The organism is Streptomyces sp. GL_141 (genome assembly GCF_057834385.1).
The window spans coordinates 6,640,239-6,662,598 of sequence record NZ_CM174402.1 but is presented as its reverse complement, the minus strand read 5'-3'; the positions used below and the strand labels follow the sequence as shown (position 1 = coordinate 6,662,598).

22 protein-coding genes and 1 pseudogene are annotated in these 22,360 nt (G+C 72.0%); 11 read left to right on the top strand and 12 right to left on the bottom strand.

The features are described from left to right. Window positions 1–7 precede the first annotated feature (7 nt). Window positions 8–787: a hypothetical protein gene (locus AC3IX6_RS29620; RefSeq protein WP_489366163.1), complete on the top strand. Its 780-nt coding sequence runs from the start codon at window positions 8–10 to the stop codon at window positions 785–787. A 435-nt stretch (window positions 788–1,222) separates the two neighbouring features. Here the strand turns inward: AC3IX6_RS29620 and AC3IX6_RS29615 are convergent, their stop codons facing one another. The 3 genes from AC3IX6_RS29615 to AC3IX6_RS29605 all read right to left on the bottom strand — a co-directional run bounded on the left by AC3IX6_RS29615 (window position 1,223) and on the right by AC3IX6_RS29605 (window position 3,454). Continuing rightward, window positions 1,223–1,468 carry a chaplin gene (locus tag AC3IX6_RS29615; protein WP_243338617.1) on the bottom strand — a complete coding sequence of 82 codons (246 nt, stop codon included), beginning with the start codon at window positions 1,466–1,468 and terminating at the stop codon, window positions 1,223–1,225. Window positions 1,469–1,644: 176 nt separating this feature from the next. Then, a complete protein-coding gene (locus tag AC3IX6_RS29610) occupies window positions 1,645–2,304 on the bottom strand; it encodes a response regulator (protein WP_489366161.1) in 660 nt (219 codons plus the stop codon). Beyond that, complete coding sequence (locus AC3IX6_RS29605) at window positions 2,297–3,454, bottom strand: GAF domain-containing sensor histidine kinase (RefSeq protein ID WP_489366159.1); 1,158 nt, start codon at window positions 3,452–3,454, stop codon at window positions 2,297–2,299. Before AC3IX6_RS29605 ends, AC3IX6_RS29610 begins: the two co-directional genes overlap by 8 nt. 248 nt (window positions 3,455–3,702) lie before the next feature. On the opposite strand from AC3IX6_RS29605, the pseudogene AC3IX6_RS29600 reads away from it, so the two are divergent. From AC3IX6_RS29600 to AC3IX6_RS29590, 3 genes and pseudogenes are all read left to right on the top strand, one after another. Next, a pseudogene (locus AC3IX6_RS29600) lies at window positions 3,703–4,398 on the top strand (SDR family NAD(P)-dependent oxidoreductase); the annotation flags it as partial. Between the two features lie 191 nt (window positions 4,399–4,589). Continuing rightward, a complete protein-coding gene (locus AC3IX6_RS29595; RefSeq protein WP_489366157.1) occupies window positions 4,590–5,702 on the top strand; it encodes an S-adenosylmethionine:tRNA ribosyltransferase-isomerase in 1,113 nt (370 codons plus the stop codon). A gap of 306 nt (window positions 5,703–6,008) precedes the next feature. Beyond that, on the top strand, window positions 6,009–6,707 hold the full coding sequence (locus tag AC3IX6_RS29590; RefSeq protein ID WP_489366155.1) for a transglycosylase SLT domain-containing protein: 699 nt from the start codon (window positions 6,009–6,011) through the stop codon (window positions 6,705–6,707). Window positions 6,708–6,827: 120 nt separating this feature from the next. Here the strand turns inward: AC3IX6_RS29590 and AC3IX6_RS29585 are convergent, their stop codons facing one another. Then, window positions 6,828–9,380, bottom strand: a complete 2,553-nt coding sequence (locus tag AC3IX6_RS29585) for an ABC transporter ATP-binding protein/permease (protein WP_489366153.1) — start codon at window positions 9,378–9,380, stop codon at window positions 6,828–6,830. Window positions 9,381–9,833: 453 nt separating this feature from the next. Between AC3IX6_RS29585 and serB the strand changes: the two genes are divergently transcribed. Continuing rightward, window positions 9,834–11,033: a phosphoserine phosphatase SerB gene (gene serB / locus AC3IX6_RS29580; RefSeq protein ID WP_254387950.1), complete on the top strand. Its 1,200-nt coding sequence runs from the start codon at window positions 9,834–9,836 to the stop codon at window positions 11,031–11,033. 85 nt (window positions 11,034–11,118) lie between these two features. On the opposite strand, the gene AC3IX6_RS29575 is transcribed toward serB, so the two are convergent. The 4 genes from AC3IX6_RS29575 to AC3IX6_RS29560 form a co-directional block, all read right to left on the bottom strand. Continuing rightward, window positions 11,119–11,637 (bottom strand): SixA phosphatase family protein, encoded by a 519-nt coding sequence (locus AC3IX6_RS29575; protein ID WP_489366151.1) that lies wholly within the window; start codon window positions 11,635–11,637, stop codon window positions 11,119–11,121. Window positions 11,638–11,757: 120 nt separating this feature from the next. Next, on the bottom strand, window positions 11,758–11,973 hold the full coding sequence (locus tag AC3IX6_RS29570; protein ID WP_489366149.1) for a hypothetical protein: 216 nt from the start codon (window positions 11,971–11,973) through the stop codon (window positions 11,758–11,760). A 140-nt stretch (window positions 11,974–12,113) separates the two neighbouring features. Further along, window positions 12,114–12,233, bottom strand: a complete 120-nt coding sequence (locus AC3IX6_RS29565; protein ID WP_489366148.1) for an SGM_5486 family transporter-associated protein — start codon at window positions 12,231–12,233, stop codon at window positions 12,114–12,116. A 5-nt stretch (window positions 12,234–12,238) separates the two neighbouring features. Further along, window positions 12,239–13,534 (bottom strand): CynX/NimT family MFS transporter, encoded by a 1,296-nt coding sequence (locus AC3IX6_RS29560; protein ID WP_489366146.1) that lies wholly within the window; start codon window positions 13,532–13,534, stop codon window positions 12,239–12,241. A gap of 137 nt (window positions 13,535–13,671) precedes the next feature. Between AC3IX6_RS29560 and AC3IX6_RS29555 the strand changes: the two genes are divergently transcribed. Further along, window positions 13,672–14,379 carry a FadR/GntR family transcriptional regulator gene (locus AC3IX6_RS29555; RefSeq protein WP_489366144.1) on the top strand — a complete coding sequence of 236 codons (708 nt, stop codon included), beginning with the start codon at window positions 13,672–13,674 and terminating at the stop codon, window positions 14,377–14,379. On the opposite strand, the gene AC3IX6_RS29550 is transcribed toward AC3IX6_RS29555, so the two are convergent. The 3 genes from AC3IX6_RS29550 to fabG all read right to left on the bottom strand — a co-directional run bounded on the left by AC3IX6_RS29550 (window position 14,360) and on the right by fabG (window position 16,514). Continuing rightward, window positions 14,360–14,791, bottom strand: a complete 432-nt coding sequence (locus AC3IX6_RS29550) for a hypothetical protein (RefSeq protein ID WP_489366142.1) — start codon at window positions 14,789–14,791, stop codon at window positions 14,360–14,362. The two genes, AC3IX6_RS29555 and AC3IX6_RS29550, sit on opposite strands and share 20 nt — an antisense overlap. Before the next feature lie 224 nt (window positions 14,792–15,015). Beyond that, complete coding sequence (gene fabI / locus AC3IX6_RS29545) at window positions 15,016–15,789, bottom strand: enoyl-ACP reductase FabI (RefSeq protein WP_489366140.1); 774 nt, start codon at window positions 15,787–15,789, stop codon at window positions 15,016–15,018. Between the two features lie 5 nt (window positions 15,790–15,794). After that, entirely contained in the window at window positions 15,795–16,514 is a 720-nt protein-coding gene (gene fabG / locus AC3IX6_RS29540) for a 3-oxoacyl-[acyl-carrier-protein] reductase (protein WP_327307427.1), read from the bottom strand. A 185-nt stretch (window positions 16,515–16,699) separates the two neighbouring features. On the opposite strand from fabG, the gene AC3IX6_RS29535 reads away from it, so the two are divergent. From AC3IX6_RS29535 to tyrS, 3 genes are all read left to right on the top strand, one after another. After that, the gene (locus tag AC3IX6_RS29535; RefSeq protein WP_489366138.1) at window positions 16,700–18,223 is read left to right on the top strand and encodes a TldD/PmbA family protein; all 1,524 of its coding nucleotides are present in this window, start codon (window positions 16,700–16,702) and stop codon (window positions 18,221–18,223) included. Beyond that, window positions 18,220–19,620, top strand: a complete 1,401-nt coding sequence (locus AC3IX6_RS29530; protein ID WP_489366136.1) for a metallopeptidase TldD-related protein — start codon at window positions 18,220–18,222, stop codon at window positions 19,618–19,620. The genes AC3IX6_RS29535 and AC3IX6_RS29530 overlap by 4 nt, the downstream gene beginning before the upstream one ends. 114 nt (window positions 19,621–19,734) lie before the next feature. Next, entirely contained in the window at window positions 19,735–21,000 is a 1,266-nt protein-coding gene (tyrS, locus tag AC3IX6_RS29525) for a tyrosine--tRNA ligase (protein WP_489366134.1), read from the top strand. Window positions 21,001–21,110: 110 nt separating this feature from the next. Here tyrS and AC3IX6_RS29520 read toward each other — a convergent pair whose 3' ends face one another. After that, window positions 21,111–21,389 carry a GlsB/YeaQ/YmgE family stress response membrane protein gene (locus tag AC3IX6_RS29520; RefSeq protein WP_489366132.1) on the bottom strand — a complete coding sequence of 93 codons (279 nt, stop codon included), beginning with the start codon at window positions 21,387–21,389 and terminating at the stop codon, window positions 21,111–21,113. 232 nt (window positions 21,390–21,621) lie between these two features. On the opposite strand from AC3IX6_RS29520, the gene AC3IX6_RS29515 reads away from it, so the two are divergent. Both AC3IX6_RS29515 and AC3IX6_RS29510 read left to right on the top strand, forming a co-directional pair. Continuing rightward, the gene (locus tag AC3IX6_RS29515) at window positions 21,622–21,900 is read left to right on the top strand and encodes a DUF3099 domain-containing protein (RefSeq protein WP_489366130.1); all 279 of its coding nucleotides are present in this window, start codon (window positions 21,622–21,624) and stop codon (window positions 21,898–21,900) included. Window positions 21,901–22,036: 136 nt separating this feature from the next. Beyond that, window positions 22,037–22,297, top strand: a complete 261-nt coding sequence (locus AC3IX6_RS29510; RefSeq protein WP_489366128.1) for a hypothetical protein — start codon at window positions 22,037–22,039, stop codon at window positions 22,295–22,297. The last annotated feature ends 63 nt before the right edge of the window (window positions 22,298–22,360 follow it).

Here is a 22,360-nt window from a genome sequence, read left to right as displayed (position 1 = left end):
TGGGGGGATGCTTTTCGAACCGCGTTCAGGGCGGCTGGCCGCCTGGGGGAACGCTCTGCTGGCCGGTCTCGTCTCGCCCGACGAGGCCGTGTTGTCGATCGTGGGCGAGGACTCCGTGCACCGGGTGGAGGGGCTGCCCGGGGAATCCGGCCCGGTGGGTCTGACCCTGGCGCTGGGCCGGCTGCGGGTGCTGGGCGTGACCGGGCTGCGGATCGCGCTCCCGGCGCCGGGGCATCCGCTGGGGCTGAGCGGGCCGCCGGAATTCAACGCGAGGGCGCTGGACGCGGAGGAAGCGGTCGTCGCGGTGGGTGCGGCGGTCGGGCTCGTCCCGGAGGTCCGGGAGGCCGGGCCCGCGGGTGATGTGCACGTGTCGGTGATCTGGCACTGCCTGCCGGTACGGGAGGCCCCGCCGGCGGACGTGCCGTCGCTCGGCGAGGCGGAACGGGAACTCGCGGAGGCGCTGCGCGAGGCCACGGTGGTGCTGACCCGGCTGGACGTGGCCGGATCCGGTCCGGTCGCGGACGCGGCGCTGTCCGCGTACCGGGCGCGGACGGAAGCCGGGCGGGACGCGCTGGCGCCGGGGTATCCGGCACGGGCGGTACGGGTCCTCTCGCTGGCGCAGCGGGTGGACCTGATGGTGTCCCTGGCGACCGAGCGGGGGCACGGGGCGGCGGTGGCCGCCTCCGAGATGGCGGCTCGCGCGGAGGCGTTGCGGCCCGTGGAGCGGGTCGCCCGGCGGGCGCTGGTCGCGGCGTACAACTCGGCCGTTGAGGAGCGGTTGCGCTAGCCGCTGGCCGCGGGGGGTGCGGGGATCGGGGGTGCGGCGCCGTTGCGCGAGCTGGCCCCGCTGCGGGTGGATTCGGGTGCGGCGCCCTTGCGCGAGCGGCCCCGGCTGCGCCGGGCCTTCTGGGGCGCCGCCCCGGACCCAGCTCCTCAAACGCCGGAGGGGCTGATTTGGCCCGGCTGCGCCATCGGGCCGGCGCTGCGCGGTTCGGCCCTGCGGGGCGAAGCTCGCGGAGCAGTGCCCGTACCGCGCCGGAGAACGGCTCGGCCCCGCTTCCCAGGGAGAGGGGGGAAGCGGGGCCGAAGTGCATGGCCGCTGCGCCGGCCCGACTGGCCCGCCGGTCGGAGGCCGGCGCAGCGGGGCGAAGCCTGCGGAGCAGTGCGAGGGCCTCGTCTAGAAGGCGAGCAGTGCGAGGGCCTCGTCAAGAAGGGTGCGGGGTCAGTTGTTGACGCCCGTGTTGCCCCAGGCGCCGTTCAGCAGGCCGATCACGTTGACCGAGTTGCCCACGACGTTCGCGGGGATGTGGACGGGGAGCTGGAGCTGGTTCCCCGCGGCCACGCCGGGCGAGTTCAGGGCCTCGCCCTCCGCCGACGCACCGCCGTGCGCCGACGAGACACCCGCGCCGGCGGCGAGGAGGCCGCCCGCGATCATGGTGACGGCGGTGGCCTTCTTGAAGTTCTTCACGTTCTCGTCCTCCAGTACGTCTGCCGCGGCCAGCCGCCGCGGCACGTCATGAAGAACGCTCATCCGACGAACGGGATGCGCCATGTGGGCTACATACACCCGACCGGATGAATCACCGGCCGTGTGCGTCACTGTGCTTGTGGGTCACTGTCCTTGTGGGTCACTGTCCTTGTGGGTCACTGCGCGATGCCGTGTCTGACCGCCCACAGTGCCGCCTGGGTGCGGTCCGCGACGTCCAGCTTCATGAGGATGTTCGAGACGTGCGTCTTCACCGTCTTCTCCGACAGGACGAGCGCACGGGCGATCTCCCGGTTCGAGCGCCCGTCCGCTATGTGGTGCAGCACCTCGCGCTCGCGGTCCGTCAGGTTGCCGCCGCGGCCGGATGACGGGCCGGGGCCCTCCTCGGCGAGCAGGGCTCCGGCGACCTCCGGCTGGAGGAGGACGTGGCCCGCGTGCACCGAGCGGATGGCGGCGGCGAGGGCGTCGGGGTCGATGTCCTTGTACACGTAGCCCGCCGCGCCCGCGCGCAGGGCGGGGACCACCGTGCGCTGCTCGGTGAAGCTGGTGACGATCAGGACGCGCGCCGGGTTCGCCAGCGTGCGCAGCCGGCGCAGCGCCTCGATGCCGTCGGTGCCCGGCATCTTGATGTCCATCAGGATGACGTCGGGGCCCAGTTCCTCGGCGCGCTCGATGCCCTCGTCGCCGTCGGCCGCCTCGCCGACCACCTCGATGTCGTCCTGGACCTCGAGGAAGGTGCGCAGGCCCCGCCGGACCACCTGGTGGTCGTCCACGAGCAACACCCTGACGCGGCCACTACGGCCCGGCGTGTCAGCCACCGGGTACCTCCAGTTCGATCGTGGTGCCGGTGCCGGGATCGGACCGTACGGTGAGTTTCCCTCCGACGCCGGCGGCCCGGTCCCGCATGGAGACCAGGCCGAGGTGCCGGCCCGCCCGGCGGACGGTGGGAGGGGAGAAGCCGGTTCCGTCGTCGGTCACCCGGAGCAGGGCTCCCCCGGTTTCCCGGCGGGTCAGGGTGACGTCGATCCGGTCGCCGGCGGAGTGGCGCAGGGCGTTGTGCAGGGCTTCCTGGGCGACGCGCAGGACCGCCTCCTCCTGGGCCGCGGGCAGGGCCCGTACGCCGTCGCAGGTGAAGGTGACGTGCGCGGTGTGGGCCCGGTCCAGGACGCGGACCTGGTTGCGCAGGGTGGCGACCAGGCCGTCCTCGTCGAGGGCGGCGGGGCGGAGCTCGGTGACGGCCGCGCGCAGTTCGTCGGCGGCCTCGGCCGCGAGGACGGCGACCTGCTGGAGCTCGTCCTTCGCGCGGGCCGGGTCGCGGTCCACCAGGGCGGCGGCGGCCTGTGCGGTCAGGCGGAGCGAGAAGAGCTTCTGGCTCACCGCGTCGTGCAGCTCGTGGGCCAGCCGGGAGCGCTCCTCGGCGATGGTCAGCTCGCGGCTGCGCTCGTAGAGGCGGGCGTTGGTGAGGGCGATCGCCGCGTGCTGGGCGAGGAGGGAGAGCAGTTCCTCGTCCTCGTCGGTGAAACCGCGCCTGCCGCCCGGGGTGCTCCGCTTGTTCGCGAGGAAGAGTGCGCCGAGGGTCTCCTCGCCGTCCCGGATGGGCAGCCCGAGGAAGTCGGACATGTCGGGGTGGGCGGCGGGCCAGCCTCCGAAGCGGGGGTCCTCGCGTACGTCGGCCAGCCGCTCGGGGCCGTCCTGGTGGAGCATCGCGGCGAGGACGCCGTGCTGGCGGGGCAGCGGGCCGATCGCCCGCCACTGCTCCTCGCTGATGCCGTCCACGACGAACTGGGCGAAGCCGCCGTGGTCGTCCGGGACGCCCAGGGCCGCGTACTCGGCGTCGAGCAGCTCGCGGGCCGAGGCGACGATCGTGCGCAGCACGTCACGGACCTCCAGCCGGCGGCTCATGGCGAGCAGTGCGGTGCTCACGGCGGCGAGGCCGCCGCCGCGGGCGGCTCGGGGTCCGGAGTCCATGGCCTCACGGTACTCGCGGCGCCGGGGCGGGCGGATCGGGCGGGGGGCGTAGGCCGCGGCCGGTCGCGACGTAGGTCTCGGCGTAGGTCTCCGCGCAGGTCCACGCCTCGGGGCGGGGTTTCGGCGTAGGTCCTCGTCCTAGGGCGAAGGGACCTGGCGGGGTGCGGCCCGCGGCCGAGGCGGCGGGGGCCGCCGGGTTCCTACGTTGGGGGCATCTGCCGGGCGGTTCGGAAGGCGAGGGTGCGGTCATGTCGGTGGCGATGGTGACGGGGGCGTCGAGGGGGCTGGGCCGGGCGGTGGCCGGGGAGCTGGCGGCCCGGGGCTGGGACCTGGTGCTGAGCGCACGGGGTGCGGGCCCGCTGGCGGAGGCCGGGGAGGCCCTGCGGGCTGCGGGGGCGCGGGTGACGGTGGTGGCCGGGGACGTGTCCTCGGCGGCGCACCGGGCGGAGCTGGTGGCGGCGGCGCGGGCGCTGGGCGGGCTGGACCTGCTGGTGAACAACGCGGGCGTGCTGGGTGCGGAGCCGCTGGTGCCGTTGGCGGTGCACCCGCTGGAGGGGCTGCGCGAGGCGTTCGAGGTGAACGTGGTGGCGCCGCTGGGGCTGGTCCAGGAGGCGCTGCCGCTGCTGCGGGCGGCCGCCGCCGGGGCGGTGCTGAACGTCAGCTCGGACGCGGCGGTGGTGCCCTACGGGACCTGGGGTGGCTACGGAGCGACCAAGGCGGCGGGGGACCTGCTGTCGGCGGTGCTGGCGGTGGAGGAGCCGGGGCTGCGCGTGTGGTGGGCGGATCCGGGCTCGATGCGGACGCGGATGATGGCGGCGGCCGACCCCGGGGAGGACCTGGCGGCGCTGCCGACGCCGCAGGAGGTGGCCCCGGTCCTGCTGACCCTCCTCACGGGGCCTGCGCCCAGCGGGCGGTACACGGCCGAGGGGCTCGCCGAAGCCCGGGGGGCCGCCGGGGCACAGGGTCTCGCCGAAGCCCGGGGGGTCACCGGGGCACAGGGGGCCGCCGTGATGGAGGGGGTCGCCGGAGTGGACGGGATCGCCGGAGTGGACCGGGTCGCCGGGGCGGACCAGGTCGTCCGGGTGGATGGGGACGCCGGGGCGGACCGCGTCGTCCGGGTGGATGGGGTGGGGCCGTGAGTGGGGAGCGGGGGCTACGGGAGAAGGGACTGTATATAAGGGACATTCCGCCGGGTCTTGCGGCCCGGGTTCCCGCCGAGCAGCGGGGGGCGCGGCGGGGGCGGGACTCGGTGCGGCTGCTGGTCTCGCGGGGTGCCTCGGAGGTGTCGCTGCACGCCTTCCGGGAGCTGCCGGGGCTGCTGAGCGCCGGGGACGTGCTGGTGGTGAACACCTCGGCGACGCTGGCGGCCGCCGTGGACGGGCGGCTCGGCGGCGAGGAGCTCGTCGTGCACTTCTCCACGCAGGGCGGGGACGGCCGCTGGGCGGTGGAGCTCCGGGAGCGGGACCGGGTCGTACGGGGGACGACCCGGCCCCGGGCCGGGGGGCCCGCCGGGGCCGTCGTGGAGCTGCCGGGCGGGTGGCGCCTCGTACTGGAGGAGCCGGTGGCCCCCGCTGCGGACCGGCTGTGGTGGGCGCGGCCCGGGCCGCCGCGGGGGCGTCCGGAGGAGGTGCCCGCGCTGCTGCGCTCGTACGGGCGGCCGATCCGGTACGCCTATACGGAGCGGGACCAGCCGCTCTCGGCGTACCAGACGGTGTTCTCGGTGCCCCGGGCCGACGGGACGGGTTCGGCGGAGATGCCGAGCGCGGGCCGACCCTTCACGGCGGAGCTGGTGGCGGAGCTGGTGCGCCGGGGTGTGTGCTTCGCTCCGCTGACCCTGCACACGGGGGTGGCCTCGCAGGAGGCGCACGAGCCGCCGTACCCGGAGCGGTACGAGGTGCCGGCGACCACGGCCCGGCTGGTGAACGCGGCGAGGGCGGCGGGCGGCAGGGTGATCGGGGTGGGAACCACGGCGGTGCGGGCACTGGAGTCGGCCGCCGACGGGGACGGGGTGGTGCGGGCGGCCGGGGGCTGGACCGGTCTGGTCGTGACGCCGGAGCGCGGGGTGTCGGTGGTGGACGGGCTGCTGACCGGGCTGCACGAGCCCGGGGCCTCGCACCTGCTGATGCTGGAGGCGGTCGCCGGACGGGAGGCCGTACTGCGCGGGTATGCCTCAGCCGTAGCGAATCTGTGCCTCTGGCACGAGTTCGGGGACGTTCATCTGCTACTCAAGGATGAGAACGGTCACTGAACGGATTGCTGTCGCAACGGTTGGTGAGATTGATACGTGACCGATGTGAGCCCGGGCATAGGACGCACATCACTTACGAAGCTCCCTAGTGGACGCATAAGAGCGCTGTTAGCGCTGGCTCGCGTGGACCGGGCCCCGAATTCGGGGCCCGCCTCCGCCCCCTGATCCACTAAGCGGGATCGTACGTCACACCTTTGCCACAGGATTTTGCCACCGCTAAGAATTGCTCTCGCCGCACAGCGCCGCGGATCCCGGATCCGGCAGGCGCTTTCCTGCGGCCCCCGCTATTCGAAGAGGTTGCTACGCATGACCGAGACCAGCACTCCCGGCCACAGTCGTCGTCTGACGATGACGAAGGCGCACAAGCTTTCCATCGCCGGTGTAGCCACCCTGGGCGCCGCCGCCCTCGCCTTCTCCCTCGTTCCGGCCGACGCCGCCGAGACGCAGACGGCCGTCGCCGCTGCTCCCGTCGCCTGGTCCAAGGTCGTCGACGGTGCGCAGGCGCAGGCCATGCAGCAGCACCTCACCGTTCAGCAGGTCGTCGCGGGCCAGCAGGCCAAGGTCGCGAAGGACGCCAAGGCCGCCAAGGACTCTGCTGCCAAGGCCAAGGCCGAGGCGGACGCGAAGAAGGACCGCGAGCAGAAGGCGGCCGCCAGCCGTTCCGCGAACCGCGTGCCGGTCTTCGCGAACAACCTGGACGGCTGGATCAAGGAAGCCCTCTTCATCATGAAGCGCGAGGGCATTCCGGGCACCTACGCCGGGATCCACAAGAACATCATGCGCGAGTCCAGCGGTAACCCGATGGCGATCAACAACTGGGACATCAACGCCCAGAACGGCATCCCCAGCAAGGGTCTGCTCCAGGTCATCGCCCCGACCTTCAAGGCGTACCACGTCAAGGGCACCAAGTTCGACCAGTACGACCCGGTCGCCAACATCGTCGCGGCCTGCAACTACGCGGCCGACCGCTACGGCTCCATGGACAACGTCAACAGCGCCTACTAGGCCCCTGGCGTCCTCCCCAGCCCCCCATGCGCCTCAGGGCGGCCCCGGTGTTCCGGAGCCGCCCTGAGGCGTTTCGTGCGTGCCCGCGCGCCTACGCGGCCCTGGTTCCTGCTCGCCGGCTCACTTGCCCGCGCGCATGACCTCGGGCTCGTGGCGGCGCAGCAGGCGCTGCACGGCGAAGCCGCAGGCGACGCCGAGGAGCAGCAGGATCGTGATGTTCAGGCTCCACTGGCCGGCCGTGGCGTCCCAGAGCGGGTCGGTGTTGGTCGGGTTCTCCGCGTCCCACGGCGGCATGAGCACGCCGAGGTTCAGCGTGGTGCCGGCGGCGGCGATCGCCCAGCGGGACGGCATCAGCCAGGCGAACTGCTCCAGGCCCGGAGAGTCGTAGACCTGGAAGAGGATGCCGGTGAAGACGACCTGGACGATCGCGAACATGACGAGCAGCGGCATGGTCTTCTCGGCGGTCTTCACCAGCGAGGAGATCACCAGGCCGAACATCATGGACGTGAAGCCGAGCGCGATGACCGACAGGCAGATCTCCACGGCCGGCGGCATCAGCAGACCCTCGGCGGGCAGGTCGCGCGGGTAGAAGCCGATCGCGCAGATGATCACGCCCTGGATGGCCGTGATGAAGCCGAGGACGATCACCTTCGACGCGAGGTACGCCGACCGGGACAGGCCGGTCGCGCGCTCGCGCTCGTAGATTACGCGTTCCTTGATCAGCTCGCGGACCGAGTTCGCGGCTCCGGAGAAGCACATGCCGACCGCGAGGATCAGCATGATCGTGCCGGCGTCGCCGTTGAAGCGGGACGGCGCCACGGGCGGCGCGAGTCCGAACTTCGCGGGGATGACGACGGAGACCACGCCGAGGACCGCGGGGAGGATCAGCATCAGCCCGATGAAGCCCTTGTCGGACGCGATGACCGACATGTAGCGGCGCATCAGCGTCCAGAGCTGGGAGCCCCAGCCCTGCGGCTTCGGCGGCCGGGTCTGCTGCACGGCGGGCTGCACCGACTGCGGGGCGACCGCGTCGATGTCGGCGGCGTAGAGCTGGTAGTGCTGCGAGCCCTTCCAGCGGCCGGCCCAGTCGTAGTCTCGGTAGCTCTCGAAGGCGGAGAACACGTCGGCCCAGGTGGAGTAGCCGAAGAAGTTCAGCGCCTCGTCCGGCGGGCCGAAGTACGCGACCGAGCCGCCCGGGGCCATGACCAGCAGCTTGTCGCAGATGGCCAGCTCGGCGACCGAGTGCGTGACGACGAGGACCGTGCGGCCGTCGTCGGCGAGGCCGCGCAGCAGCTGCATGACGTCGCGGTCCATGCCCGGGTCGAGGCCGGAGGTGGGCTCGTCCAGGAAGATCAGCGAGGGCTTGGTCAGCAGCTCCAGGGCCACGGACACGCGCTTGCGCTGGCCGCCCGAGAGCGAGGTGATCTTCTTGTCCTTGTGGATGTCGAGCTTGAGCTCGCGCAGCACCTCGTTGATGCGGGCGGCGCGCTCGGACTCGGCGGTGTCGCCCGGGAAGCGGAGCTTGGCCGCGTACTTGAGGGCGGTGCTGACCTTCAGCTCCTTGTGCAGGATGTCGTCCTGCGGGACCAGGCCGATGCGCTGGCGGAGCTCCGCGAACTGCTTGTACAGGTTGCGGTTGTCGTAGAGGACGTCGCCCTCGTTGGCCGGGCGGTAGCCGGTCAGCGCCTTGAGGAGCGTCGACTTGCCGGAGCCGGAGGGGCCGATGACGCCGATCAGCGACTTCTCGGGGACGCCGAAGGTGACGTCCTTGAGGATCTGCTTGCCGCCGTCGACCGTGACCGTGAGGTGGCGGGCCGAGAAGGAGACGTCACCGGTGTCGACGAACTCTTCGAGGCGGTCGCCGACGATCCGGAAGGTCGAGTGGCCGACGCCGACGATGTCGTTCGGGCCGAGCAGCGCAGTGCCCGACTTCGCCAGCGGCTGGCCGTTGACGTAGGTGCCGTTGTGGCTGCCGAGGTCGCGGATCTCGAAGCGGCCGCCCGGCATCGAGCGGAATTCCGCGTGGTGGCGGGAGACCTGGAGGTCGGAGACCACCAGCTCGTTCTCCAGCGCACGGCCGATGCGCATGACGTGGCCCAGCGCGAGCTGGTGGAACGTCGTCGGGCTGCGGTGGTCTCCGTAGCCCGGGGTGCCGCCGCCGCCCGGCTGCTGCTGGTGCGGCTGGTGCTGCTGCGGGAAGGACTGCGCCTGCTGCGGCTGCTGTGCCTGCTGCTGCGGGAACGGCGGGGCCTGCTGGACCTGCTGCTCCCAGGGCTGCTGCGGCGCGTGCTGCGGTGCCTGCTGCTGGGCCTGCGGCTGCTGCGCGTACGCCTGGGCGGGCGACTGCTGCGCCACGGCCGGCTGCGGCGCGGCGGCGGCCGCGCCCGCGACGGGATTCAGCCTCGGCCCGTCGGTGGCGTTGCCGAGGTGCACCGGCGTGCCGGGTACGAGCTCGGCCTGCTGGACCCTCGCCCCGTGCACGTACGTGCCGTTGGTGCTGCCGTGGTCCTCGATTCCCCAACCTCGCCCGTTCCAGGCGATGGTGGCGTGCCGCCACGACACCCGGGCGTCATCGATCACCACGTCTCCCTGGGGATCGCGCCCCAGCGAGTACGACCTGGACGGATCGAGCGTCCAGGTCCTTCCATTCAATTCCAGTACGAGTTCCGGCACTCCAGCCCCACTTAAGTCCCCCGAGAATCCCCCATGACGTCAGGGAGTCTAGGGATGGCGAACATCCGGGGGAACTATTTCAGGCGCACGGCCACAAGGGGAATCCGGGCCACGCGGCGGCGCCCCGATAGCCCTGCCGAGGGGGCCGAAAGCATGCCGGAAGGTGCGTTTCGGGACGCCCCGCCATCCCTCCGGCCGGGCCGGGGCATCGCTTCGTCCCGCCGGGCGGGCTCGCACCCCGCCCTCGCCCCGCGTTCCGCGCGCGGCATCCGGCCGTCCGCCGGCGCCCCGTCGCCGGATCTCCACGGGCCCGCTCCAGGGCCCGCCCATGGCCACCGCACGACCTCCACACGTCCACCGCGTGGCGCCCGCACGTCCGTACGGAGCGAAACGGTTCCGCCAGGTGGGACGGGGCTCCGTGCGCACAGGCCGGGGAGATACGGTGAAGGCACCATGAGCGCTTCGCAGACCTCCGACGTCCCCACCCTCCTCGTCAAGATCTTCGGCAAGGACCGTCCCGGGATCACCGCCGGGCTGTTCGACACCCTCGCCGCCTACTCCGTCGACGTCGTCGACATCGAGCAGGTCGTCACCCGAGGCCGCATCGTCCTGTGCGCCCTCGTCACCCATCCGACCGCCGGCACCGAGGGCGAGCTGCGGGCCACCGTCCACAGCTGGGCCGAGTCCCTCAAACTGCAGGCCGAGATCCTCTCCGGCACCGGTGACAACCGGCCGCGCGGCAGTGGCCGTTCGCACGTCACCGTGCTCGGACACCCGCTCACCGCCGAGTCCACGGCCGCCATCGCCGCGCGGATCACCGCGACCGGCGGCAACATCGACCGCATCTTCCGGCTCGCGAAGTATCCGGTGACGGCCGTGGAGTTCGCCGTCTCCGGCACCGCGACCGAGCCGCTGCGCACCGCGCTGGCCACCGCCGCCGCACAGATCGGCGTCGACGTGGCCGTGGTCTCGGCCGGGCTGCACCGGCGGGCCCAGCGCCTCGTCGTCATGGACGTGGACTCGACCCTGATCCAGGACGAGGTCATCGAGCTCTTCGCCGCCCACGCCGGCTGTGAGGCCGAGGTCGCCGAGGTGACCGAGCGGGCCATGCGCGGGGAGCTGGACTTCGAGCAGTCGCTGCACGCCCGGGTCGCGCTGCTGGCCGGGCTGGACGCCTCCGTGGTGGACAAGGTCCGCTCCGAGGTGCGCCTCACCCCGGGTGCCCGGACGCTGATCCGCACCCTCAAGCGCCTCGGGTACCAGGTGGGCGTGGTCTCCGGCGGGTTCACGCAGGTGACGGACGATCTGCGGGAACGGCTCGGGCTGGACTTCGCCTCCGCCAACACCCTGGAGATCGTCGACGGAAAGCTGACGGGCAAGGTCACGGGCGAGATCGTGGACCGGGCCGGCAAGGCCCGGCTGCTGCGCCGCTTCGCCGCGGAGGCCGGCGTACCGCTGGCCCAGACGGTGGCCATCGGTGACGGAGCCAACGACCTGGACATGCTGAACGCGGCCGGTCTGGGCGTGGCCTTCTGTGCCAAGCCGGTGGTCCGCCAGGCCGCGCACACCGCGGTGAACGTGCCCTTCCTGGACGCCGTGCTCTACCTGCTCGGCATCACCCGCGAAGAGGTCGAGGCCGCCGACCTGGCGTGACGAACCCGTCCGGCTCCCTACGACGGAGCGGGCCCCGGCACTTCGACAGTGCCGGGGCCCGCTCCGTTGTAGGGGTGTGCGCGCGTCAGCTGTGCGGGGTCCAGAAGTCCAGCAGGGTGCCCACGCCGTGTTCCACGGACTTCCACGGGCCGGTGAAGGAGACGACGGCGATCCCGGAGGTCGGGAAGCCGCTACGGTTCATCCGGGCGAGCACGTCGCCCTGTGCGCTGCCCGAGAGGGCGTCGGCCAGCGCGTGCATGCCGGGGTTGTGGCCGATGACCAGGAGGTTCCTCGCCTCGTCGGAGGTCTCGTTGACCAGGGCGATGAGCTCGCCCAGCGAGGCCTCGTAGAGCCGTTCCTCGTACGTGGTCTTCGGCCGGTGCGGCAGCTCCTGGACGGCCAGCTTCCAGGTCTCCCTGGTCCGGGCCGCGCTGGAGCAGAGGGCCAGGTCGAAGGTGATGCCGGTCTGGGCCAGTTTCTGGCCCGCGGCCGGGGCGTCGTGACGGCCGCGCTCCGCCAGGGGGCGGTCGTGGTCCGTGCCGTCCGACCATTCGGCCTTGGCGTGCCGGAGGAGGACGATCCTGCGGGGTGTGTCGGCGCTCATGACTCCCAGCTTCGCATGAATCGAGCCACGGGGCGCAGGGTGTTGAGGCGCTCACCCGCAGGTGTGGAGCGTGCCGGGGCGCGCGGCCGCGCGGGCGGGCTCCGGGTGGCTGGCGGCCCGTCAGCCGACGGCGCTCAGCAGCCGTTCGGTGACGTGGACGAGCGGGGAGCCTTCGCCGGAGGCGGCGTGGGCCTCACCGGATCCGGTGAGGAGTATGAGCAGCAGGCCGAAGGCGAGGGCGGGCAGGGCGAGGGCCCACCAGGGCAGCCGGGCGTCGGCCCCGGCGGTGCGGGGAGCGGACGGGTGGCCGGGGGCCAGGTGCGTGGGGGCCGACATGGCCGCCTCCGTGGGGTGCGTCGGGCGGGCTCGCTCTTGCTCTTCGAATCTAAGGATTCGAGCAGGCGGTTCCCATCCGGGGCGCACCCCAGATGACCCTGAGCCTGACCCCCTAGGGGTTGGGGGGTTAACCCCACCTCCTACGGCGAGGCGAGGGTGGCGACGACGGCGATGATCACGGTCACCAGCAGCATCGCGCCCAGCACGAGGCCGAGCTTCCGGTGGCCGTTCGGGGGGTTCGGTTCAAGTACGGGCGACATGCCGATCAGTTTCGCACGCCGCATTCGTCCTCGATCGTCCGGTCCCGGCCCGCCAGCACGCCGAGCGCGATCTGCGGGACGAGCAGACCGGCCATCAGGGCGAGCGGCAGGTCCCAGCCTCCGGTGTGCTGGTAGAGGGTGCCGATGAGGAGCGGCCCGGGGATGGAGATGAGGTAGCCGGTGCTCTGGGCGAAGGCGGACAGCTTGACCACGCCGGCCGGGGACTTGGCCCGCAGTCCGATCATGGTGATGACGAGCGGGAAGGCGCAGTTGGAGACGCCGAGCAGGAGGGCCCAGGCCCACGCGCCGCCGGCGGGGGCGAAGTAGAGCCCCAGGTAGCCGACGAGGCCGAAGAGGCCGAGTACGACGGCGATGGGGCCCTGGTTCTTCATCCGGCCGGCGAGGCCCGGGATGACGAAGGCGAGCGGCACGCCCATGACCATGGTGACGGCGAGCAGGACGCCCGCCGTGGAGGCGGAGACCCCGGCGTCGCGGAAGATCTGCGGGAGCCAGCCCATGGTGATGTAGGCGCCCGTGGCCTGGAGTCCGAAGTAGCAGGCGAGGGCCCAGGCGGTGCGGCTGCGCACCACGCCCGGCCCGGCGTCGGGGCGGGCGGCCGGTACGCCCGCCGCCGCGGCCTTCTCCTTGCGGGCGGCCGCGGCGATGGCCAGCCAGGGCAGGACGGCCGCCACGGCGAGGAAGGCCCACACCAGCAGGCCGGTGCGCCAGCTGCCGCCGAGGGCCTGGGTCATCGGGACCGTGGCCGCCGCGGCGAGCGAGGTGCCGGCGGCCAGGGCCATGGAGTAGAGCCCCGTCATGGTGCCGACCCGGTCGGGGAACCAGCGCTTGACGATCACCGGCAGGAGCACGTTGGTCAGGGCTATGCCCGCCAGGGTCAGGGCGCTGGCCGCGAGGAATCCGGCGGCGTTGGTCGCGAAGGGCCGGATCAGCAGGCCCGCGGCGACGGCGGCCATGCCGGCGCAGACGACGGCGGCCGGGCCGAAGCGGCGGGAGAGCCGGGGCGCGGTGACGCCGAAGACGGCGAAGCAGAGGGCGGGTACGGAGGTGATGAGTCCGGCGACGGTGCCGCTCATGCCGAGGCCCTCGCGGGTCTCCTCGAACAGGGCGCCGAGGCTGGTGATGGCGGGCCGCAGGTTGAGGGCGGCCAGCACGATGCCGACGAGGAGCACGGGTCCGAGCCACGCCGGCTGCGCGGTGGCGGCGGAGGCGGGAAGGGGCTGCTGGGATGCCGTGCGCGCGGCCGGGGGCCGGTTCAGGGTCTGGATTTCTTCGTCGGACATTCCGACATCATAGAATCATGGGATGATTGGTTGTCCACCCCGCAGCCGTATCGTGCCCGTCACTCGCACTCGTGCCCGTCACTCACATTCGTTCCCGTCACCCCCATCACGCCCGCCCCGAGAGGAACCCCGACCGCATGCCGCTGACCTCGCCCCGGCGATCCGCGCTCGTCGACCAGGTGATCACCCAGCTCAGGAACCAGATCACCTCCGGCGAATGGCCCGTGGGCTCCCGCATCCCGACCGAGCCGGAGCTCGTGGAGCTGATGGGGGTCGCCCGCAACACCGTGCGGGAGGCCGTCCGGGCCCTCGCGCACAACGGCCTCCTCGACATCCGCCAGGGCTCGGGGACGTACGTCATCGCCACCAGCGAGCTGGCCGGGGTCATGCACCGCCGCTTCGCCGGCGCCGATCCCCGGCACATCGCGGAGCTGCGCTCGACGCTGGAGTCCTCGGCGGCCCGTCTCGCGGCGGAGCGGCGGACGGCGCGGGACCTCGTACAGCTGGACGCGCTGCTGGCGCGGCGCGAGGAGGCGTGGTCGGGCGGGGACGCGGAGCCGTTCGTCGCGGCGGACGTGGCCCTGCACATGGCGGTGGTGGCGGCCTCGCACAACGACGTGCTCATCGAGCTGTACGCGGACCTCGGCGATCTGGTGGCCGACTGGCTGCGCACCGACGTGGGGACGGAGCTCGATCCCGCCTCGCACCTGGACCACGCCCGGCTGATCGAGGCGATCCGGCGCGGGGACGGGGACGCGGCGGCCTCGGAGGCGGCCGGCTATCCGTTCGTCTGCCTGGCCAAGGAGGAGCGGCGGCCCGCGGGGGTCACTGCCGCTGGTGGCTGACCCAGGCGGAGCGGACTTCCTTCCAGCAGCGGCCGGAGAGCTCCACCCGGCCCGCCGGGCCGACGGCCACGGCGGCGCCGTCCCCGTCCACGTCCCACCAGCGGTCGCACTCCACGTGCAGGCGGACCAGGTCGGTCTGGGGATAGCCGTTGTGGCAGAAGGCGACCACCTGCGAACCGTTGATCTCGGTGTCGCAGTCGGCCCCGAAGAGCTCCCGGGCGGGGGGCTTCGCGGGCTGTACGGGGGGTTCGGCGGGGATCTGGGCCAGGTCGACCACGGCCGGGGCCTGGACGTCCGTGCCGGGTGCCGGGACGGGCCCCTCGTCCTGCGCGACGGCTCCCGGGAGCAGGAATCCGGTCAGGACCACCGAGGTGACCAGCAGGGATACCGCTCGGCTCCGCCTCGCGCGCACTCCCGTACCTCCTCCCCGCAGGAGCCGGGAAGATCCCGACGGGCCCAGTTTGCAGGCAAATGTCCTGATTTTCGACTCGGGAAGATCGGACCCGGGGGCGGACATCTGATCGAGTCAACCCGTACGGTCCCCGCCCCGCGCGCCAGAACGGCGGCGGCCGCGCCTCCCGAAAGGGAAGACGCGGCCGCCGCCGTACGGATGGAACAGGGGTGGAGCCTGAGAGGTCAGGCACCCATCGCGTGCAGGCCGCCGTCGACGTGGATGATCTCGCCGGTGGTCTTCGGGAACCAGTCCGACAGCAGGGCGACGACGCCCTTGGCAGCCGGCTCCGGGTCCGCCATGTCCCACTCCATCGGGGAGCGCTGGTCCCAGATGTCCGCCAGTCCGCTGAAGCCCGGGATGGACTTCGCGGCCATCGAGCCGATCGGACCCGCCGAGATCAGGTTGCAGCGGATCTTCTCCTTGCCCAGGTCACGGGCGAGGTAGCGGCTGGTGGCCTCCAGCGCGGCCTTGGCCGGGCCCATCCAGTCGTACTGCGGCCACGCGTACTGCGCGTCGAAGGTGAGGCCGACGACCGAGGCGCCCTCGTTCTCCGGGAAGAGCGGCTTGCAGGCCATGGTCAGCGACTTCAGCGAGAACGCCGAGACGTGCATGGCCGTGGCGACCGACTCGAAGGGGGTGTTCAGGAAGTTGCCGCCGAGCGCGTCCTGCGGCGCGAAGCCGATGGAGTGGACGACGCCGTCGAGGCCGCCGAGCTCCGCGCGGACGAGGCCCTCCAGGCGGGCCAGGTGCTCGTCGTTGGTGACGTCGAGCTCGATCACCTTGGCGGGCTTGGGCAGCTTGCGGGCGATGCGCTCGGTCAGCGTCGGCCGCGGGAAGGCGGTGAGGATGACCTCGGCGCCCTGCTCCTGGGCCAGCTTGGCGACGTGGAAGGCGATGGAGGACTCCATCAGCACGCCGGTGACGAGGAGGCGCTTGCCGTCGAGAATTCCGCTCATGGTGATCAGTGACCCATGCCCAATCCGCCGTCAACGGGAATGACGGCACCAGTGATGTACGCGGCGTTGTCGGACGCCAGGAAGCTGACCGCGGCCGCGATCTCCTCGGGCTGCGCGTAGCGGCCCAGGGGCACCTGGCCGACGATGCCGGCCCGCTGTTCGTCCGTGAGCACCTTCGTCATGTCGGTGTCCACGAAGCCGGGAGCGACGACGTTGAAGGTGATGTTGCGGGAGCCCAGCTCACGGGCGAGGGAGCGGGCGAAGCCGACCAGCGCCGACTTGGAGGCGGCGTAGTTGGCCTGGCCGGCCGAGCCGAGGAGGCCGACGACCGAGGAGATCAGGACGACGCGGCCCTTCTTGGCGCGGAGCATGCCGCGGTTCGCGCGCTTGACCACGCGGAAGGTGCCGGTGAGGTTCGTGTCGACGACCGAGGCGAAATCGTCCTCGGACATGCGCATCAGCAGCGTGTCCTTGGTGATCCCGGCATTGGCCACGAGGACCTCGACCGCGCCGTGCGCGTCCTCGACCTGCTTGTACGCCTGGTCGACCTGGTCCGAGTCGGTGATGTCGCAGCGGACCGCCAGCACGCCCAGAGCCGTGAGCTCCGCGGGGGGCTCGCCCGACCGGTACGTGATCGCGACCTTGTCCCCCGCTTCCGCGAAGGCTCGGGCGATGGCGAGGCCGATGCCCCGGTTACCTCCGGTGACGAGAACCGAGCGGCTCAACGGATCACCCTTTCGACTAGCGGTCTGAATACCAAAAACCTATAGGTCAAGTACCCCTTACGGAGAATCCGGCTCCGACAGGGCCTCGGTACGCGCTCTGTCGAGTCCCTACAGAAAGATGTAGGCACCGCGAGTCCCGGCGCGACATGATCGTGCCAGCTGCCCCAACCCCCGGGAGGACCTCCGTGCCCCATTCCATCGACGCGGCCTTCACCGCGCTGCCCTTGCGGGCGCTCGCCGACGCGGCGCTCGCGCGGGCCCGCGCGCTGGGCGCCGATCATGCCGATTTCCGCCTGGAACGCATCCGCAGCGCCTCCTGGCGCCTGCGTGACGCCAAGCCCTCGGGCGGATCCGACACCACCGACCTCGGCTTCGCGGTCCGCGTGGTGCACGGAGGCAGCTGGGGGTTCGCCTCCGGTGTGGACCTGACCATGGACGCCGCCGCCAAGGTGGCCTCGCAGGCCGTGGCCATGGCGAAGCTCTCCGCCCAGGTGATCAAGGCGGCGGGATCGGACGAGCGGGTCGAACTCGCCGACGAGCCCGTGCACGCCGACAAGACCTGGATCTCCGCCTACGACGTGAACCCCTTCGAGGTGCCGGACACGGAGAAGGCCGCGCTGCTCGCCGACTTCAGCGCGCGCCTCCTGGCGGCCGACGGCGTGGCCCACGTGGACGCCTCGCTGCTCGCCGTCCACGAGAACAAGTTCTACGCCGACACCGCGGGCACCTCCACCACCCAGCAGCGGGTGCGCATCCACCCGCAGTTCACCGCCGTCGCCGTGGACGCCACCACCGGCGAGTTCGACTCGATGCGCACCATCGCCCCGCCGGCCGGGCGCGGCTGGGAGTACCTGACCGGCACCGGCTGGGACTGGAACTCCGAGCTGGAGGCGATCCCCGGGCTGCTCGCCGAGAAGATGCGGGCCCCGAGCGTCGAGGCCGGGCGCTACGACCTGGTCGTGGACCCCTCGAACCTGTGGCTCACCATCCACGAGTCCATCGGCCACGCCACCGAGCTGGACCGGGCGCTGGGCTACGAGGCCGCGTACGCCGGGACCTCCTTCGCCACCTTCGACCAGCTGGGCAAGCTCGCCTACGGCTCTCCGATCATGAACGTCACCGGCGACCGGACGGCCGAGCACGGGCTGGCCACCATCGGGTACGACGACGAGGGCGTGGAAGCGCAGAGCTGGGACCTGGTCAAGGACGGCACCCTGGCCGGCTACCAGACGGACCGGCGGATCGCGAAGCTGACCGGGCTCGGCCGCTCCAACGGCTGTGCCTACGCCGACTCCCCCGGGCACGTGCCCGTCCAGCGCATGGCGAACGTCTCGCTCCAGCCGGATCCGGGCGGGCTGTCCACCGAGGACCTGATCGGCGGGGTGGAACGCGGGATCTACGTGGTCGGCGACCGCTCCTGGTCCATCGACATGCAGCGCTACAACTTCCAGTTCACCGGGCAGCGCTTCTTCCGCATCGAGAACGGCAAGCTCGCCGGTCAGCTCCGCGACGTCGCCTACCAGGCCACGACCACGGAGTTCTGGGGCTCGATGGAGAAGGTCGGCGGTCCGCAGACCTACGTCCTGGGCGGCGCCTTCAACTGCGGCAAGGCGCAGCCGGGCCAGGTCGCGGCGGTCTCGCACGGCTGCCCGTCCGCGCTGTTCCGCGACGTGAACATCTTGAACACCACGCAGGAGGCCGGACGATGACCTCGTCGAGTCGCACCACCAAGCCCCACGAGATCGTCGAGCGGGCGCTGGAGCTGTCCACCGCGGACGGCTGCGTCGTCATCGCCGACGAGCAGTCGAGCGCCAACCTGCGCTGGGCGGGCAACGCCCTGACCACCAACGGGGTCACCCGCGGCCGGACCCTCACGGTCATCGCCACCGTCGACGGCAAGGAGGGCACGGCCTCGGGGGTCGTCTCGCGCTCCGCCGTCACGGCCGCGGAGCTGGAGCCGCTGGTCCGGGCCGCCGAGGCGGCCGCCCGCGGCGCCGGACCGGCGGAGGACGCCCGGCCGCTGGTCACCGGCACCCCGTCCTCGCCGGACTTCGCCGACGCCCCGTCCGAGACCTCCTCGGCGGTGTTCGCGGACTTCGCCCCGGCCCTCGGCGAGGCCTTCGCCCGGGCCCGCGCGGGCGGCCGCGAGCTCTACGGGTTCGCCAACCACGAGCTGGTCTCCACGTACGTCGGCACCTCTACGGGGCTGCGCCTGCGCCACGACCAGCCCAACGGCACCCTGGAGCTCAACGCGAAGTCCCCGGACCGCCAGCGCTCGGCCTGGGCCGGCCGTGCGACGCGGGACTTCAAGGACGTGGACCCGACCGCGCTGGACGCGGAGCTGGCCGTACGGCTCGGCTGGGCGGAGCGGAAGATCGACCTGCCGGCCGGGCGGTACGAGACGCTGCTGCCGCCCACGGCGGTGGCCGACCTGCTGATCTACCAGATGTGGTCGGCGTCGGCCCGGGACGCGGTGGAGGGCCGGACGGTCTTCTCCAAGCCCGGCGGCGGCACCCGGATCGGCGAGCGGCTCTCCCCGCTGCCGCTGAACCTGCGCAGCGATCCGAACGCGCCGGGTCTGGAGTCCGCGCCGTTCGTGATCGCGCACAGCTCCGGCGACGACGCCTCCGTCTTCGACAACGGCCTGCCGGTCCCGGCGACCGACTGGATGAAGGACGGCGAGCTGGCCCGGCTGACCACGACCCGGCACACCGCGGACCTGACCGGGCTGCCGGTCTCCCCGTCGTTCGGGAACCTGATCCTGGACGCCGGCGGGGAGAAGTCGCTGGAGGAGATGGTGGCCGCCACCGAGCGCGGGCTGCTGCTGACCTGCCTCTGGTACATCCGCGAGGTGGACCCGGCGACGCTGCTGCTCACCGGGCTGACCCGGGACGGCGTCTACCTGGTGGAGGACGGCCAGGTCGTCGGCGAGGTCAACAACTTCCGGTTCAACGAGTCCCCCGTGGACCTGCTGTCGCGGGCCTCGGAGGCCGGCCGGACCGAGAAGACCCTGCCGCGCGAATGGAACGACTGGTTCACCAGGACCTCGATGCCGGCGCTGCGCATCCCGGACTTCAACATGAGCTCGGTCAGCAAGGGCGTCTGATCAACAAAGCGTGAGAGGTGCGGGCCTTCCCCGCCTAGACTGGCGGGGAAACCCTCAGCTTTCCGTTTTACCTCGTTCCACCTCGTTCCCTCTCGTTCAAGGAGACCCAGAACCGTGACGGACATCGTCGACGAACTGAAGTGGCGCGGGCTCTTCGCCCAGTCCACCGACGAAGAAGCGCTGCGCAAGGCGTTCGCGGACGGTCCCGTCACGTTCTATTGCGGCTTCGACCCGACGGCGGCCTCGCTGCACGTGGGTCACCTGGTGCAGGTCCTCACCGTGCGCCGGCTCCAGCAGGCGGGTCACCGCCCGCTGGCGCTGGTCGGCGGGGCCACGGGTCAGATCGGCGACCCGCGGCCGACCGCCGAGCGCACCCTGAACGACCCGGAGACCGTCGCGAACTGGGTGACGCGCCTGCGCACCCAGATCGAGCCGTTCCTGTCCTTCGAGGGCGAGAACGCGGCGCTCATGGTGAACAACCTGGACTGGACGGCGGGCATGTCCGCCATCGAGTTCCTCCGGGACATCGGCAAGCACTTCCGCGTGAACAAGATGCTGACGAAGGACTCGGTCGCCAAGCGGCTGGAGTCCGACCAGGGCATCAGCTACACGGAGTTCAGCTACCAGCTGCTCCAGGGCATGGACTTCCTGGAGCTGTACCGCCGGCACGGCTGCGTGCTCCAGCAGGGCGGGTCCGACCAGTGGGGCAACCTGACGGCCGGTCTCGACCTGATCCACCGCGTGGAGCCGGACGCGCACGTCCACGCCATCGCGACCCCGCTGATGGTCAAGGCGGACGGGACCAAGTTCGGCAAGTCCGAGAGCGGCGCCGTCTGGCTCGACCCGGAGATGACCACCCCGTACGCGTTCTACCAGTTCTGGCTGAACGTGGACGACCGGGACGTCTCCACCTACATGCGCATCCTGTCCTTCCAGACTCCCGAGGAGCTGGAGGCGCTGGAGGCGCAGACCTCCGAGCGGCCGCAGGCGCGCGCCGCCCAGCGGGCGCTGGCGGAGGAGCTGACGACGCTGGTGCACGGCGCGGACCAGTGCGCCGCCGTGATCGCGGCGTCCAAGGCGCTGTTCGGCCAGGGCGAGCTGGCGGACCTGGACGAGGCCACCCTGGCCGCGGCCCTGTCCGAGCTGCCGCACGCGAAGGTGGCGGAGCCGGGCCTGGTCATCGACCTGCTGGCGGAGACCGGGCTGGTCGCGAGCAAGTCGGCCGCCCGCCGGACCGTCAAGGAGGGCGGCGCCTACGTGAACAACGTGAAGGTCGCCTCCGAGGACGTGGTCCCCGCCAAGGAGGACCTGCTGCACGGGCGCTGGCTGGTGCTGCGCCGCGGCAAGAAGAACCTGGCGGCGGTCGAGGTCACCGGCTAGGCGCCGGCTCGCCACCCCGGCATCTCGCAGGCACGACGGAGGGGCCGGTCCGGACGCACTGTCCGGGCCGGCCCCTCCGTCGTGCTCCGCCGCGGAGCGGGCGGGAACCCTCAGGTCATCTGCTTCTTGCCGCCGCGCAACGAGCTGTAGATCAGGTCGCCGAGCCCGACCACCACGACGGCTCCGGCGAGCTGCAGCAGGTGCCGGATCCAGTCGACGCCGCGCGTCTCGTTGACGCCGATCCACGTGGCCACGGCGTTGCCGAGGACGGCGCCGATGATGCCGAAGACGGTGGTCAGCCAAAGGGGCTGGTGCTGCTTGCCCGGCAGGATCGCCCGGGCAATCAGTCCCAGTACAAAGCCGACGATGATCGCCCACAACCAACCCATGTCGAGCCTCCTCCTGGCGCGTTGTGCGCATGTGGGCCCAGTCTCGACCCGTCCGGTCTACTGCGCATTTCGGGCACCTCCATTCGGGGGACACCCCCTCTGCCCGCCCGCGGGCACGCGGCGTACCGTGGAGGCGTCCGGGCCGGGGAGTGTCCGGCGATCGATCGGGTGGTGGGTTGTGGAGCGGACGAAGCGGAACGGGTCCGAGGTCTTCCGGATCACGGGGGCGCGGATGAGCCTCGCCGATGACGTGCGGGGACGCCAGCGCCGGTACGTGATTTCGATGCTGATCAGGACCCTGTCGGTCGTCGCGACGATCGTCCTGTGGAACGTGCAGCGGCCCGTGGCCGTCGTGACGCTCGTCGCGGGGGCGCTGCTGCCGTACATCGCCGTGGTCATCGCCAACGCGGGACGCGAATCGACGCCCTCCCTGCCGTCCCACTTCGTTCCGGCGCCCGTGCGCCCCGCGCTGGATGACGGAAACCTCAAGAAAAGCTCAGATCAATCATGAAGTTCCAGTGCACCGCACCGGGTCCTGCGTGACATACTGCCTACGCGCTCCGCATCCCCCGTCGGAGCGACGGACCGACGCCGGGCAGCTCCCCCCGTGGCTGCTCGGCGTCGCCATTCCGTCTTAGGGTTGAGCCGTGACTCCCCTTGACGCACTCCTGAACGATTCTTCCGCCGCCGAAGCACCCACGTGTTCCGCCAAGGCCTGCCGCCAGGCGGCCGTCTGGGTCCTGGCGTGGAACAACCCGAAGCTGCACACCCCCGAGCGCCGCAAGACCTGGCTGGCGTGCGAGGAGCACCGCGAGCACCTGTCCCAGTTCCTGGGGGTCCGCGGCTTCCTCAAGGACGTCGTCAAGCTCGACGAGTGGGAAGCGCCCGAGGGCTCGCAGCGGCCGTAGTCACTGCGAGCCCTCGGGGTCGCTCGGCCCCCGTCGGCGACGACGGGGGTTGACGGCGGGTTG

Excerpts from the sequence above, each read along its gene's own strand:
- AC3IX6_RS29565 (WP_489366148.1), bottom strand. The coding sequence starts at position 12,233 with ATGTCGCCCGTACTTGAACCGAACCCCCCGAACGGCCACCGGAAGCTC.
- AC3IX6_RS29605 (WP_489366159.1), bottom strand. The coding sequence starts at position 3,454 with ATGGACTCCGGACCCCGAGCCGCCCGCGGCGGCGGCCTCGCCGCCGTG.
- AC3IX6_RS29520 (WP_489366132.1), bottom strand. The coding sequence starts at position 21,389 with ATGGGTTGGTTGTGGGCGATCATCGTCGGCTTTGTACTGGGACTGATT.
- AC3IX6_RS29515 (WP_489366130.1), top strand. The coding sequence starts at position 21,622 with ATGAGCCTCGCCGATGACGTGCGGGGACGCCAGCGCCGGTACGTGATT.
- serB (WP_254387950.1), top strand. The coding sequence starts at position 9,834 with ATGAGCGCTTCGCAGACCTCCGACGTCCCCACCCTCCTCGTCAAGATC.
- AC3IX6_RS29560 (WP_489366146.1), bottom strand. The coding sequence starts at position 13,534 with ATGTCCGACGAAGAAATCCAGACCCTGAACCGGCCCCCGGCCGCGCGC.
- AC3IX6_RS29590 (WP_489366155.1), top strand. The coding sequence starts at position 6,009 with ATGACCGAGACCAGCACTCCCGGCCACAGTCGTCGTCTGACGATGACG.
- fabI (WP_489366140.1), bottom strand. The coding sequence starts at position 15,789 with ATGAGCGGAATTCTCGACGGCAAGCGCCTCCTCGTCACCGGCGTGCTG.
- AC3IX6_RS29575 (WP_489366151.1), bottom strand. The coding sequence starts at position 11,637 with ATGAGCGCCGACACACCCCGCAGGATCGTCCTCCTCCGGCACGCCAAG.
- AC3IX6_RS29530 (WP_489366136.1), top strand. The coding sequence starts at position 18,220 with ATGACCTCGTCGAGTCGCACCACCAAGCCCCACGAGATCGTCGAGCGG.
- AC3IX6_RS29620 (WP_489366163.1), top strand. The coding sequence starts at position 8 with ATGCTTTTCGAACCGCGTTCAGGGCGGCTGGCCGCCTGGGGGAACGCT.
- AC3IX6_RS29555 (WP_489366144.1), top strand. The coding sequence starts at position 13,672 with ATGCCGCTGACCTCGCCCCGGCGATCCGCGCTCGTCGACCAGGTGATC.
- AC3IX6_RS29570 (WP_489366149.1), bottom strand. The coding sequence starts at position 11,973 with ATGTCGGCCCCCACGCACCTGGCCCCCGGCCACCCGTCCGCTCCCCGC.